The following is a 15,084-nucleotide window of genomic DNA, read 5'->3' on the forward strand; positions in this document are numbered from 1 at the left end:
CATTGGCTGCTGGACCGAGCAGCCGACGGTTTCCGGGCGTTGCCCGGAAATAGGGCGGGGCAGAGGTAGGCGATGGGGGCCACGGTCCATGTGGCATTAGATAGGGCCGTCCCTCTGGCTCCTTGTTAGAAAAAGCGGAAGGCGACAGCCTCCCGCCGATTCGATCAATGCCAGTTGGCGGCGATCACCACCTCCAGTTGAGCCCGTTGCTCAGGCGTGAGGTTGGAGCTGCCCGCAGTCGGTGGCGCGAAGGCCGCCATGGCGTTGACCAGGTTCTGTACCTGGCTGTCGAGTAGGGTCTTGCCGTCAGCGGTCTTGATCGTCTCGACGTGATTCGAGGCGCTGGCGTACCAGTTGCTGATGGTGACCTTGTCGTCGGAGCCGAGGACGGAGAGTTCCAGGTTGTTGCCGGTGCGTTGGAGCCAGAGGTCGGTGCTGTTGATGCCTTGGGTGAAGAGGAGGGTGTCGTTACCAGACAGTTCGATGATGGTGTCCTGGCCGTCACCGAGTTCGAAGAGGTAAGTATCGTTGTTGAAGGTGCCAAGGAGCGTGTCGTTGCCTTTGCCACCGACATAGAGGCTGTTGTTGGAGTAGTCGGCATTGTTGGAGAGGGTATCGTTGCCCTCGCCACCAAAGAGTTGATTGCTGCCTTTGTCCCCGTAGAGGGTGTCGTCTCCTGCTTCGCCATACATACGGTCATTGCCGGTACTGCCAAGGAGTGTGTCTCCGGCTTCGCCGCCTCGGCTGATGATGCCGTTGGCGATGATGTCGGCCATGTTCCAGGTGGTGTTATCGGCGAAGACGATGGACTCGATGGTTTTATTGGACTGATAAGTCTGCGTAGCGGAGAAGGCATCTTTCAACGTGATGCTGTCAGTGCCATTGCTGTGCACGAAGACGATATCGAGCCCGACCTTGCGCACTTCGATGTCCTTGGCACTGATGCCTTGGCCGAAGCGCAGGGTGTCGTTACCGGACAGTTCGATGATGGTGTCCTGACCGTCGCCGAGTTCGAAGAGGTAGGTGTCGTTGTTGAAGGTGCCAAGGAGCGTGTCGTTGCCTTTGCCACCGACATAGAGGCTGTTGTTGGAGTAGTCGGCATTGTTGGAGAGGGTATCGTTGCCCTCGCCACCAAAGAGTTGATTGCTGCCTTTGTCCCCGTAGAGGGTGTCGTCTCCTGCTTCGCCATACATACGGTCATTGCCGGTACTGCCAAGGAGTGTGTCTCCGGCTTCGCCGCCTCGGCTGATGATGCCGTTGGCGATGATGTCGGCCATGTTCCAGGTGGTGTTATCGGCGAAGACGATGGACTCGATGGTTTTATTGGACTGATAAGTCTGCGCAGCGGAGAAGGCATCTTTCAACGTGATGCTGTCAGTGCCATTGCTGTGCACGAAGACGATATCGAGCCCGACCTTGCGCACTTCGATGTCCTTGGCACTGATGCCTTGGCCGAAGCACAGGGTGTCGTTGCCGGACAGTTCGATGATGGTGTCCTGGCCGTCGCCGAGTTCGAAGAGGTAAGTATCGTTGTTGAAGGTGCCAAGGAGCGTGTCGTTGCCTTTGCCACCGACATAGAGGCTGTTGTTGGAGTAGTCGGCATTGTTGGAGAGGGTATCGTTGCCCTCGCCACCAAAGAGCTGGTTGCTGCCTTTGTCCCCGTAGAGGGTGTCGTCTCCTGCTCCTCCGTAGATAAAGTCATTACCTACACCACCATTTATTGAGTCATTTCCAGCGGTACCCCAGCTGGCAATACCATTCGCGATTATCTTGGCCATGTCCCAAATGGTGCCGTCGGCGAAGACGACGGACTCGATGGCTTTGTTGGACTGATAAGTCTGCGCAGCGGAGAAGGCATCTTTCAACGTGATGCTGTCAGTGCCATTGCTGTGCACGAAGACGATATCGAGCCCGACCTTGCGCACTTCGATGTCCTTGGCACTGATGCCTTGGCCGAAGCACAGGGTGTCGTTGCCGGACAGTTCGATGATGGTGTCCTGGCCGTCACCGAGTTCGAAGAGGTAAGTATCGTTGTTGAAGGTGCCAAGGAGCGTGTCGTTGCCTTTGCCACCGACATAGAGGCTGTTGTTGGAGTAGTCGGCATTGTTGGAGAGGGTATCGTTGCCCTCGCCACCAAAGAGTTGATTGCTGCCTTTGTCCCCGTAGAGGGTGTCGTCTCCTGCTTCGCCATACATACGGTCATTGCCGGTACTGCCAAGGAGTGTGTCTCCGGCTTCGCCGCCTCGGCTGATGATGCCGTTGGCGATGATGTCGGCCATGTTCCAGGTGGTGTTATCGGCGAAGACGATGGACTCGATGGTTTTATTGGACTGATAAGTCTGCGTAGCGGAGAAGGCATCTTTCAACGTGATGCTGTCAGTGCCATTGCTGTGCACGAAGACGATATCGAGCCCGACCTTGCGCACTTCGATGTCCTTGGCACTGATGCCTTGGCCGAAGCGCAGGGTGTCGTTACCGGACAGTTCGATGATGGTGTCCTGGCCGTCGCCGAGTTCGAAGAGGTAAGTATCGTTGTTGAAGGTGCCAAGGAGCGTGTCGTTGCCTTTGCCACCGACATAGAGGTTGTTGTTGGAGTAGTCGGCATTGTTGGAGAGGGTATCGTTGCCCTCGCCACCAAAGAGCTGGTTGCTGCCTTTGTCCCCGTAGAGGGTGTCGTCTCCTGCTCCTCCGTAGATAAAGTCATTACCTACACCACCATTTATTGAGTCATTTCCAGCGGTACCCCAGCTGGCAATACCATTCGCGATTATCTTGGCCATGTCCCAAATGGTGCCGTCGGCGAAGACGACGGACTCGATGGCTTTGTTGGACTGATAAGTCTGCGCAGCGGAGAAGGCATCTTTCAACGTGATGCTGTCAGTGCCATTGCTGTGCACGAAGACGATATCGAGCCCGACCTTGCGCACTTCGATGTCCTTGGCACTGATGCCTTGGCCGAAGCACAGGGTGTCGTTGCCGGACAGTTCGATGATGGTGTCCTGGCCGTCACCGAGTTCGAAGAGGTAAGTATCGTTGTTGAAGGTGCCAAGGAGCGTGTCGTTGCCTTTGCCACCGACATAGAGGCTGTTGTTGGAGTAGTCGGCATTGTTGGAGAGGGTATCGTTGCCCTCGCCACCAAAGAGTTGATTGCTGCCTTTGTCCCCGTAGAGGGTGTCGTCTCCTGCTTCGCCATACATACGGTCATTGCCGGTACTGCCAAGGAGTGTGTCTCCGGCTTCGCCGCCTCGGCTGATGATGCCGTTGGCGATGATGTCGGCCATGTTCCAGGTGGTGTTATCGGCGAAGACGATGGACTCGATGGTTTTATTGGACTGATAAGTCTGCGTAGCGGAGAAGGCATCTTTCAACGTGATGCTGTCAGTGCCATTGCTGTGCACGAAGACGATATCGAGCCCGACCTTGCGCACTTCGATGTCCTTGGCACTGATGCCTTGGCCGAAGCGCAGGGTGTCGTTACCGGACAGTTCGATGATGGTGTCCTGACCGTCGCCGAGTTCGAAGAGGTAGGTGTCGTTGTTGAAGGTGCCAAGGAGCGTGTCGTTGCCTTTGCCACCGACATAGAGGCTGTTGTTGGAGTAGTCGGCATTGTTGGAGAGGGTATCGTTGCCCTCGCCACCAAAGAGCTGGTTGCTGCCTTTGTCCCCGTAGAGGGTGTCGTCTCCTGCTCCTCCGTAGATAAAGTCATTACCTACACCACCATTTATTGAGTCATTTCCAGCGGTACCCCAGCTGGCAATACCATTCGCGATTATCTTGGCCATGTCCCAAATGGTGCCGTCGGCGAAGACGACGGACTCGATGGCTTTGTTGGACTGATAAGCCTGCGCAGCGGAGAAGGCATCTTTCAACGTGATGCTGTCAGTGCCATTGCTGTGCACGAAGACGATATCGAGCCCGACCTTGCGCACTTCGATGTCCTTGGTACTGATGCCTTGGCCGAAGCACAGGGTGTCGTTGCCGGACAGTTCGATGATGGTGTCCTGGCCGTCGCCGAGTTCGAAGAGGTAGGTGTCGTTGTTGAAGGTGCCAAGGAGCGTGTCGTTGCCTTTGCCACCGACATAGAGGCTGTTGTTGGAGTAGTCGGCATTGTTGGAGAGGGTATCGTTGCCCTCGCCACCAAAGAGTTGATTGCTGCCTTTGTCCCCGTAGAGGGTGTCGTCTCCTGCTTCGCCATACATACGGTCATTGCCGGTACTGCCAAGGAGTGTGTCTCCGGCTTCGCCGCCTCGGCTGATGATGCCGTTGGCGATGATGTCGGCCATGTTCCAGGTGGTGTTATCGGCGAAGACGATGGACTCGATGGTTTTATTGGACTGATAAGTCTGCGCAGCGGAGAAGGCATCTTTCAACGTGATGCTGTCAGTGCCATTGCTGTGCACGAAGACGATATCGAGCCCGACCTTGCGCACTTCGATGTCCTTGGCACTGATGCCTTGGCCGAAGCACAGGGTGTCGTTGCCGGACAGTTCGATGATGGTGTCCTGGCCGTCGCCGAGTTCGAAGAGGTAAGTATCGTTGTTGAAGGTGCCAAGGAGCGTGTCGTTGCCTTTGCCACCGACATAGAGGTTGTTGTTGGAGTAGTCGGCATTGTTGGAGAGGGTATCGTTGCCCTCGCCACCAAAGAGTTGATTGCTGCCTTTGTCCCCGTAGAGGGTGTCGTCTCCTGCTTCGCCATACATACGGTCATTGCCGGTACTGCCAAGGAGTGTGTCTCCGGCTTCGCCGCCTCGGCTGATGATGCCGTTGGCGATGATGTCGGCCATGTTCCAGGTGGTGTTATCGGCGAAGACGATGGACTCGATGGTTTTATTGGACTGATAAGTCTGCGCAGCGGAGAAGGCATCTTTCAACGTGATGCTGTCAGTGCCATTGCTGTGCACGAAGACGATATCGAGCCCGACCTTGCGCACTTCGATGTCCTTGGCACTGATGCCTTGGCCGAAGCACAGGGTGTCGTTGCCGGACAGTTCGATGATGGTGTCCTGGCCGTCGCCGAGTTCGAAGAGGTAAGTATCGTTGTTGAAGGTGCCAAGGAGCGTGTCGTTGCCTTTGCCACCGACATAGAGGTTGTTGTTGGAGAAGTCGGAATTGTTGGAGAGGGTATCGTTGCCCTCGCCACCAAAGAGCTGGTTGCTGCCTTTGTCCCCGTAGAGGGCGTCGTTGCCAGCCCCCCCGAAGATGCGGTCGTTGCCGCCGCTGCCGGTCAGGGCGTTGCCCGACTGATCGCCAAAAATGAATCTATAGCCGGCCTCTTCGGTTCGTTGACGTACTTTCTGAAGATCTTCATCGGAGAGCTTTTCAAAGAGGTTTACTGCGATCTGCCCGAAGGCCAGTCCGCTGGAGGTGTCTCCTTTCCACGCCAAGCTGAGGTCCAGTGCATCGTTGAAGGCTTTCGTTGCTGAGGTGACAGCTGTCTGCTCGAACAGCTTGGTCATTTCGCTGTAGTCGAGCGCGATACCGGTGTCGGTGATATTCAGCCCGATCTGGTCGACATAGGGCTTGAGGCGGGTTTGCAGCAACAGGCCATCGTAGATGGACTTCCTGAGCGCCTCGTAGGCCTGGTTCAGTAAGCCTGCCTGCCCGGCATTCAGCCCCAGACGATCCTCATTGATGACGACCGAGCCATCCTTGATGGCGTAGGTGGTCGTGCCGTTGGTGGTGCCCATGCCGAACGAAAGGGTCAGGCTGTTTGCGGTAGCACCTACCTTGCCGAAGCGCAGGAAGTTCTGGCCGTTGAACACTTCCAGGGCCTTGATGCGTTCAAGGAGTTGCTGGGTGCTTTTCTGGGCGTCTGTTGGTGCGGCACCGGCCGCCTCCCAAGAGTACTGGAAGCGGACATCCGTGCTGCCTTCGTCCAGCGCGTCGATGCGCTTGTCGAAGGTCTGGTAGTTGGCGCTCTTGGCCCACTCGGCGATCAGCTTGTCCAGCAGGCCCATCTGCTCTTCGCGGGTCTGGGCCTGGGCATAGGTGGCCAGCAGGGTCTTGAGCTCGGCGTTGAGCATCGAGGCTTCGCGCAGGTCGCGCACGGCGCCGGAGCCTTTCATGTCGGGCAGGGCCTTGGCTGCATCGTCCAGCGCGATAGAATCGGTGAACTCGCGGTAGAAGGGGTTGCTGGCCAGGTCCAGGTTGGCAACCACGCTCTGGTTAGCGTTGACGCTGCCTTGGGTACCGTCGCCCCGGATGAAGGTGCCGGTGGCGCTGATCAGGTTGCCATTGGATGTCTGGTTGCTGGCAGTCGAGTCGAGGTTGATGGCGACGATATTGTGCTCGGCCAGGGTCTTGAGTTCGCCGGCCTGGGCGATGCCGTCCTGATTGGTGTCCTGCCAGACTCGGACGTTGGCGAACTGGGCATCCTTCGCATCGAAGACGCCATCACCATTGCTGTCGAAGTCCCGGAGGGCGTCGAAGCCATCGGTGGCTTTCTGGCCGTTGGCCTTGACGGTATCGACCCCGAACAACTCGCCGCCATTGTCGATTTGGCCGTTGCCGTTGCGGTCCAGCACGAGGAAACCGTCATCGCCCTTGACCCAGCCGGTGCCGGTTTTCAGGCCATCGCCATCGAAGTCGAAGGTGATACCGGCGTTCGCACCGACGGTTTCGATGCCGTCGCCGTCGAGGTCGAGGCTGAGGGGGTCGATGCGTTGGATAAAAGTATTTGCGCTGTTGAAATTCTGATTCACATCGCTTTGAACTGCGGCGGCGCTTCTTTTTTTGAGCCAGACGAGGTGTGAGTCCGTGGTTTCGCCGTTGATTACTGCATCCATCCACTCGCCGCGAGTCGCCATCAATTGGCCAACTGCAGAGTTTTCGACAGTTTCATATGCATCATTTGCAATGTCGGGCAGGGACTTCCCAAGGATTTTTAGCTCACCTGTAGGTGCTGTGTAGTTCCAACCTCCTTCTTTTGTCCAGGTGAGCGTGGTTTTGACATCCACTGAAACTATTTTGCTTCCTAACGAAAGTATGGTTCCTGTTGTCTTGAATTCCTCCAATGTAATGGAGCCGTTTTCCTGGATTTTTGATTTTGTTTCTATCTTTGCTCGGCCCATCTCATATGAGAGGCTTACTTCTTTCTTGCTGTTTATGGAGATGCTGGAATTTCCTGATTTGATAGTTACCTCTCCAGAAGAGAGAAGTGTATCTGTTGAAAGTTCGTTTCCATAGCGGTCAAAGAATTTGACACTTCCATCCGGCCCGATATGGGCACTGTAGCCATTTCTGTCAAATATGTGGATGCCATTTGCGTCGGTATAAGACCAGTCTCTGTATTGTCCGGTATAGCCTGTCATATTGTGCTCCTTGCTTTTTAAGGTTATTAGTAAGTTATGGGCTAGCTGTTTTTTTTTTTTTTTTTTTTTTTTTTTTTTGGTGTGTTTTATGTCGTTGGTAATTTGCTCCTTTGGTATTTCTGAAAAGGTATGGTTGTTGTTGTCATCGATTTTTAATTTGGTAGCTGATGTGGGGTTTGCGTAAAGGGGCGTGTGACTTTTGAAGGGTGGCGAATTTAAACCTCTAAGATTTTAAGGTGCTGGCTTTTAATGGTTTGTCTGGTAGGTTTTTTCATAAAAACAAGGTCGGCAGCGGGGCGATAGATAAATACCGGTTCATGCTGGCTTTCAGCGTGAGGAGTACGATTTTATTTGGTGCGTTAACAGCTCGTGTTAACACGGCTCTTACCGCTCCCCCAAACTCTCATCCTGATATTCCTTCAACGGACTCAGGAAGTAGTCGATCACCTTCCGCTTGTCCGTCTTCACTTCCGCCCGTACGGCCATTCCGGGGGAGAGTTCCACGCGTTTGTCGCCGACCTGGATGCTGTTCTCCTCCAGCTGGATGCGGGTGCTGTAGACCAGGCCGCGTTTTTCGTCGTCGATGGCGTCGTTGGAGATGCTGACGACCTTGCCGTGCACCACGCCGTATTTGGTGAAGGTGAAGGTTTCTACCTTGATCTCGACTTCCTGGCCGGGGTGGACGAAGCCGATGTCCTTGTTCTCCAGCATGGCTTCCACTTCCACCGGCTGATCACTGGGGACGATGACCATCAGCGGTTGGGCCTCAGTGACCACGCCGCCGTTGGTGTGGATGGCCAGTTGCTGCACGGTGCCGTCCACCGGGGCGGTGAGGCGCATCAGGCGGTCGCGCTGTTCTGCCTTCTTCAGCTCCTGGACGAGGCCGGCGGCGCGCTGTTCGGACTCGTGCTGCAGATCGAGCATGGCGCGACGGGTCTGGGCCAGCACGGTGTTGCGCTGGCGTTCGGCGGCGCTGCGGGCGGCGGTGAGTTCGATGACGCGGGCTTGCTGGATGGCCAGCTCGCGCTCCTGATCGAGGCGTGCCTGCTCCTTTTCCAGGTAGGCGTGCTTGGCCACGTAGGCCTTGTCCAGCAGGCGCTTGTAGTCGGCGGAGAGCTGGCGGGTGATGGGCAGGGACTCCTCCAGCTTGGCCACCCAGGCCTTGGCAGCCTGGATCTCGGCCACGCGCTGTTCGATCTCGGCGTCGGCCTGGTCGAGTGTGCTGCGTAGTTCCAGGTACTGGCCCTGCAACCAGCGCTGGGCCGCCAGTTGCTGCTCGGGGCTGGCCTCGGGGATCAGCGCGGCCAGGGACGCGGGCTCGCTGTCGCTCTGGATGGCGTCGAGCAGGGCGCGGGCCCGGGCGCTGTCCACCTGGGCGGCGAGCAGGTCGCTCTTCAGGCGGTCGACGTCGGCACCGGTGATTTGCGCGTCAAGGTCCACCAGCAGGTCGCCGGCCTTCACCTTCTGCCCGTCGTAGACGTGGATGGCCTTGACCACCGCTACCTCGCTGGGCTGGATGACCTTGGTCTTGCCGCTGGGGACGATCTTGCCGGTGGCGGTGGCCACCACGTCGATCTCGCCGATGCAGGCCCACACCAGCGCCAGCACGGCGAAGGCGATGATCAGCCACTGGATGATGCGTGGCGCCGGGTGCGGCGGCTGCTCCTGCAGGGCCAGGGCGGCGGGGAGGAATTGCACTTCGTGGCTCAGGCGCGCGGGCGCGTCCATGGCCTTGCGGTTGCGCCAGGCGTGGCGCCAGACGGTGCGGTAGCGGTTGATCAGTTCACGGCGTGCGCTCATGGCGTGGGCTTCCTTGCGGGTGAGGTTGCGCTCACCCCGGGCCTCTCCCGGTGGGAGAGGGGGCTGGCTGGAATGGGGTTCATCAGGGGATCACCCCTGTTGCAGGCGGTGCAGGCGCGAGTAGTGGCCGGCCTGGTGGGCCAGCAGTTCGGCGTGGGTGCCCTGTTCGACGATCTGCCCGCGGTCCATCACCACGATGCGGTTGGCATCGCGAACGGCCGAAAGACGGTGGGCGATGATGATCACCGTGCGCCCCTGGCAGATGGCGCGCATGTTCTGCTGGATCACCCGCTCGGACTCGTAGTCCAGGGCGCTGGTGGCCTCGTCGAAGATGAGAATGCGCGGGTTGCCCATCAGCGCCCGGGCGATGGCCACGCGCTGGCGTTGTCCGCCGGAGAGCGAGGCACCGTGCTCGCCCACCACCGTGTCGTAGCCCTCGGGCAGTTCCAGGATGAATTCATGGGCACCGGCCAGCTTGGCGGCCTGCATCACCGCCTCGATGGGCGCGCCGGGGTCGGTGAGGGCGATGTTCTCGCGGATGCTGCGGGCGAACAGCATGTTGTCCTGCAGCACGACGCCGATCTGCCGGCGCAGGGACGACACGTCCGCCAGGGCCAGGTCCATGCCGTCCACCATCACCCGGCCGCGCTCCGGCGTGTAGAGGCGTTGCAGCAGACGGGTGAGGGTGCTCTTGCCCGAGCCGGAGCGGCCGACGATGCCGATCACCTCGCCCGGCTGGATGGTCAGGCTCACCCCACGCAGGATCTCCGAACCGTCAGGGCGGTAGCGGAAGTGCACCTGGTCGAACTCCACATGGCCACGCAGCGGTGGCAGCGCGCTGCGGGTGGCCTGGGACAGCTCGGTGCGGGTGTTGAGGATGTCCCCCAGGCGCTGCACCGAGACGCCGGTCTGCTGGAAGTTGGTCCACAGCTGGGCCAGGCGCATGATCGGCTGCGACACCCGGCCGGCCAGCATGTTGAAGGCGATCAACTGGCCGACGCTCAGGTCGCCGTCGATCACCAGGCGTGCACCCAGCCACAGGGTTGCCACCGTCACCAGCTTGCCCACCAGGCCGACGCTCTCGTTGGCCAGGGTGGACAGCGTCTGGGTGCGGAAGCTGGCCGCCACGTAGCCGGCGAGCTGGTTGTCCCACTTGCGGTTGATCTGCGGCTCCACCGCCATCGCCTTGAGGGTGTCGATGCCGTTGACGGTTTCCACCAGGAAGGCCTGGTTCTCCGCCCCGCGCGTGAAGCTCTCGTTCAGCCGCGCCCGCAGCAGCGGGGTGATGAACAGGGAGATGAGGAAGTACAGCGGCAGCGACAGCACCACCACCAGCGTCAGCCAGCCGCTGTAGAAGAACATCACGGCGATGAACACCACCGAGAACAGCACATCGAGGATCAGCGTGATGGCGTTGCCGGTGAGGAAACTGCGGATGTTCTCCAGCTCCCGCACCCGTGCCACCGAGTCGCCCACCCGGCGCGCCTGGAAGTAGGCCAGCGGCAGCGTCACCAGGTGGCGGAACAGCCGGGAGCCCAGCTCCACGTCGATGCGGCTGGCGGTGTGGGCGAACACATAGCTGCGCAGGCCCGAGAGCAGCGACTCGAAGAGCATGATCCCCAGCAGACCGAGGGCGATCACGTCCAGGGTGGACAGGCCCCGGTGCACCAGCACCTTGTCCATCACCACCTGGAAGAACAGCGGTGTCAGCAGCGCGAAGATCTGCAGCACGAAGGACACCAGCAGCACCTCGCCCAGCAGCTTGCGGTACTTGACGATGGCGGGGATGAACCAGGTGAAGTCGAACTTGGCCAGGTCGCCGGCCAGCGACGCCTGGGAGCGGATCAGCAGCAGCTCACCGTTCCAGCGGGCCTCCAGGGCGTCGAACTCCAGCACCTCCGGGCGCTGGGCGCGTGGGTCGTGGATCAGCGCCTTGCCGTCGTCCAGCCGCGCGATGATGAAGAAGCGGCCCTCCCGGTCGGCGGCAATCGCCGGCAGCGGCGTGTGCTCCAGCCGCTTGAGGGTGCTGCGCGCCGGGCGTGCCTTGAGCCCGAGCTTCTTGGCGGCCAGGAGCATCTCGGCCTTGGCGAAGTGGCGGCCGTCTTCGGCGAATTCGTGTGCGAGTTGTTCGGGGGAGGCGGCCACGTTGTGGAAACGGGCCAGCATCACCAGGCACGTAAGCCCGGTGTCGAGCGCTTGTCCCGGCTCGTGGGGGGAGCTTTCCTGCATAAAAGCCTTCTTCCTTGATGATGGCGAGGCGCCATGAAATGCGCGCGCCATTCTGACAAAACCGCCCCCGGGATAAAAAGCGGCGGATTGACGAACGGTTCTCACTCCAAGGGGATTCAGAGCCTGTAGGGCTTGGTGACGCACATGCAGGCATTTTGCCTACGACTGTCTACAGTCTTTCTTGGGTGCCTACGCCGTATCCGACCCCAGTGCAAGGCCTCGGGATGTGCCCTTGTGCGGGGAGTTCCGCTCCACCGTTCAGCAGGGAAGGCCGATGAACAGCACGTCTTTCAGCATCGATGCAGACAGTTTCCGCCGCATTCTCACCCGCAACGTGGCATTGCCCTTGGGCGTTGGCGTCCTGGGCGTGGTGCTGTTCGTCGGGCTGATCGGCTACCTGCTGTATGTGCTCAATTGGGTCGAGCACACCGACCAGGTGATCGCCCGCAGCAACGAGAGCCTGCGCCAGTCGGTGGAGTGCGAGTCCAGCTTCAGGGGGTTCCTGCTGTCCGGGGAGGAGGAGTTCCTCGAAGGCTACCGTGAAACGGCCCCGCGTCTGCTGGCCGGGCTGCAGGCGCTGCGTGAGCTGATCCACGACAACCCCGTCCAGAGTGAGCGACTGGCGCGAATCGAGGCTGCCCAGACGCGCTGGCTGCAGATGACCGAACCTCTGATCGAAGCGCGGCGTGCCAATCAGGACATCAGCGCGTTCATCCGCGAAAAGCAGGGCAAGCGGCAGATGGACGAGGTGCGCCAGGGCTTCGTGGCCCTGGTTGCCACCGAAGAGCAGCTGCGCCACGAGCGCAGCGAGCGGGCCAACCGGGCGGTGGTGCTGATCATCGGCTTGCTGGTGGTCATGCAACTGGGCGGCAGCGGAGCGTTGGCGATCTTCGGCCGGCGCGAGTTGATCGGCCTCTCGACCAACTACAACCGCATCCTCGACCAGCAGTCACGCTTCACCGAGCAGTTGCAGGCCCAGGCCTGGCTGCGGGAAGGGCAGTCGCAACTGGCCGAACAACTGATCGGCCAGCAGACCCCGGCACTGATCGGTCGCGCCGTGCTGGATTTTCTCGCCGGTTACCTGGAGGTCGCCGTGGGTGCCCTCTATGTGCGCGAGGGCGAAGGGCGGTTGCGACGCGTGGCCGACTACGGCTTCGCGCCCGGGCAGCAGGCCCGCGAGCAGGTCTTCGAGGACGGCGCCAGCCTGCTCGGCCAGGTGCTGCGGTCCCGCGAGGCACGGGTCATGGAGGGGCTTCCCCCGTCCTACCTGCGGGTCAACTCCGGGTTGGGCGATACCGATCCGCTGACGGTGATCCTGTCGCCGACCCGAAGCGATGGGCAGGTCAACGGCGTGCTGGAACTGGCCTTCCTGCGGCCCCTGTCACCCCGCGACCGGCAACTGCTCGAAGCCGTTGCCGAGAGCCTGGGCACCTCCATCGAGGCGGCTCGCTACCGCCAGCGTCTGCACGACATGCTCACCGAGACCCAGCAGCTCAACGAAGAGTTGCAGGTGCAGCAAGAGGAGCTGCGCGTCGCCAACGAGGAACTGGAAGACCAGGCCCGGGTGATCCGCGACTCCCAGGCCAACCTGGAGACCCAGCAGGCCGAACTGGAGCAGACCAACGAGCAGTTGAGCGAGAAGACCCGCCGCCTGGAAGACCAGCGCGACCTGCTGGACGAGCGCAACCACGCCCTCGACCAGGCCCGGTGCGAGCTGGAGGCGCGTGCCGAGGAACTGCAGCGGGCCAGCCGCTACAAGTCCGAGTTCCTCGCCAACATGTCCCACGAGTTGCGCACCCCGCTGAACAGCTCGCTGATCCTCTCCAAGCTGCTGGCAGAGAACCGCAAGGGCAACCTCGACCCGCAGCAGGTGCATTACGCCGAGCTGATCAACAAGTCCGGCAACGAGTTGCTGCGGCTGATCAGCGACATCCTCGACATCTCCAAGGTGGAGGCCGGCCGCCTGGAGGTGCATCCCGAGGACACCGACGTTGCGCAACTGGTGGACGGGCTGCGCGCTCTGTTCCAGCCCCAGGCGGATGACAAGGGGCTGGCGTTCGACGTGCAGGTCGAGCCCGACGCCCCAGCACGGCTCTACACCGACGGCCAGCGAGCCGGGCAGATCCTGCGCAACCTGCTGTCCAATGCCGTCAAGTTCACCGCCAGCGGTCGCATCGGCCTCAAGGTCCGCGCCGCCAGCGGCGGCATCGCCTTCGAGGTCAGCGACTCCGGCATCGGCATCAGCGACGAGCAGATGGGCATCATCTTCGAGCCCTTCCGCCAGGTGGACGGCACCACCAACCGACGCTTCGGCGGCACCGGCCTCGGCCTGTCCATCTCCCGCAACCTCGCGGAAATGCTCGGTGGCAGCATCAACGTGCAGAGCCAGCCCGGGCGCGGCAGCTGCTTCACCCTCTGGCTGCCCAGCAACTGCCTTGCCGGGGAGCCGCTGCCGTCCATCGCCCAGGTTCAGCCCGCCGAAGGTGTGCGGGCTGTCGCGCCCGCGGCGTCCGCCAGTGGCCTTCAGGACGACCGCCAGCGGCCCGTCGATGCGCGCCACTGCGTGCTGGTGATCGAGAACGACCCGAAGTTCGCCCGTGACCTCTACGAGCTTGCCCACGAACTGGGCCACCGCTGCCTGGTGGCCGGCAACGCCGAGGAAGGCCTGCGTCTGGCACGGGAGCAGGGGCCCGATGCGGTGTTGCTGGACATGCGCCTGCCGGACGAGTCCGGCCTCGCCGTGCTGCAGACGCTCAAGGAAGACCCCGTCACCCGGCACCTCCCTGTGCACGTGCTCTCCGTCGACGACCGCACCGGTCCGGCGCTGCAGCTGGGGGCCATCGGCCACGCACGCAAGCCTGCCACCCGCGACCAACTGCGCGAAGTCTTCGCCCGCCTGGAGGACAAGCTCACCCAGAAGGTCAAGCACGTCCTGGTGGTGGAGGGCGACGCCAGCCAGCGCGACAGCATCGCCCAGTTGGTGAGCGACGAAGACATCCAGGTCAGCGCCGTCGCCAGTGGCACCGAGGCCCTGGAGCGCCTGCGTGGCGGCACGTTCGACTGCATGATCATCGACCTCGCCCTGCCGGACATGCGCGGCAACGAACTGCTGGAGCGCATGGCCGCCGAGGCGCTCGGCAACTTCCCCCCGGTGATCGTCTACACCGCCCGCCAGCTCAGCCTGCGTGAAGAGGAGGAACTGCTGCGCCACTCCCGCTCCATCATCATCAAGGGCGCCTGCTCCCCCGAGCGCCTGCTCGACGAGGTCACCCTGTTCCTGCACAAGGTCGAATCCTCCCTTTCCAGCGACCGCCAGCGCATGTTGCAGAGCGCGCGCAACCGCGACCGCGTGTTCGAGGAGCGCACCGTGCTGGTGGTGGACGACGACGTGCGCAACATCTTCGCCCTCATCAGCGCCCTGGACGAGAAGGGCGCCCAGGTGGTGACCGCCCGCAATGGCCAGGAAGCCCTGCAGAAGCTGGAGGAGAACCCGCAGATCGACCTGGTGCTGATGGACGTAATGATGCCGGTCATGGACGGCTTCGAAGCTACCCGGCGCATCCGCCAGGACCCGCGCTGGAGCCGGCTGCCGATCATCGCCGTCACCGCCAAGGCGATGAAGGACGACCAGGAGCAGTGCATGGGCGCCGGCGCCAGCGACTACCTGGCCAAGCCCATCGACCTGGAGCGGCTGTTCTCGCTGATCCGCGTGTGGCTGCCGAAGCTGGACAGGTTCTGAAGCGCG

At 61.0% G+C, this 15,084-nt stretch carries 4 protein-coding genes; 1 reads left to right on the forward strand and 3 read right to left on the reverse strand.

Annotation, left to right across the window (positions count from 1 at the left end):
- Nucleotides 1-164: 164 nt before the first annotated feature.
- The 3 genes from PotMrB4_RS10130 to PotMrB4_RS10140 all read right to left on the reverse strand — a co-directional run bounded on the left by PotMrB4_RS10130 (nt 165) and on the right by PotMrB4_RS10140 (nt 11,339).
- Nucleotides 165-7,310, reverse strand: coding sequence for a beta strand repeat-containing protein (locus PotMrB4_RS10130; RefSeq protein ID WP_172433158.1), 7,146 nt, complete (start codon nt 7,308-7,310; stop codon nt 165-167).
- Between the two features lie 384 nt (nt 7,311-7,694).
- On the reverse strand, nt 7,695-9,110 hold the full coding sequence (locus PotMrB4_RS10135; protein WP_172433159.1) for an HlyD family type I secretion periplasmic adaptor subunit: 1,416 nt from the start codon (nt 9,108-9,110) through the stop codon (nt 7,695-7,697).
- A 90-nt stretch (nt 9,111-9,200) separates the two neighbouring features.
- Nucleotides 9,201-11,339, reverse strand: a complete 2,139-nt coding sequence (locus PotMrB4_RS10140; protein ID WP_172433160.1) for a type I secretion system permease/ATPase — start codon at nt 11,337-11,339, stop codon at nt 9,201-9,203.
- 274 nt (nt 11,340-11,613) lie between these two features.
- Here PotMrB4_RS10140 and PotMrB4_RS10145 point away from each other — a divergent pair, with 274 nt between their 5' ends.
- Nucleotides 11,614-15,078: a response regulator gene (locus PotMrB4_RS10145; protein WP_172433161.1), complete on the forward strand. Its 3,465-nt coding sequence runs from the start codon at nt 11,614-11,616 to the stop codon at nt 15,076-15,078.
- Nucleotides 15,079-15,084 lie beyond the last annotated feature (6 nt).

Source organism: Metapseudomonas otitidis (assembly GCF_011397855.1).
Taxonomy (GTDB): Bacteria; Pseudomonadota; Gammaproteobacteria; order Pseudomonadales; family Pseudomonadaceae; genus Metapseudomonas; species Metapseudomonas otitidis.

Coding starts and splice junctions, on each gene's coding strand:
- PotMrB4_RS10145 (WP_172433161.1), top strand. CDS start 11,614: ATGAACAGCACGTCTTTCAGCATCGATGCAGACAGTTTCCGCCGCATT.
- PotMrB4_RS10130 (WP_172433158.1), bottom strand. CDS start 7,310: ATGACAGGCTATACCGGACAATACAGAGACTGGTCTTATACCGACGCA.
- PotMrB4_RS10135 (WP_172433159.1), bottom strand. CDS start 9,110: ATGAGCGCACGCCGTGAACTGATCAACCGCTACCGCACCGTCTGGCGC.
- PotMrB4_RS10140 (WP_172433160.1), bottom strand. CDS start 11,339: ATGCAGGAAAGCTCCCCCCACGAGCCGGGACAAGCGCTCGACACCGGG.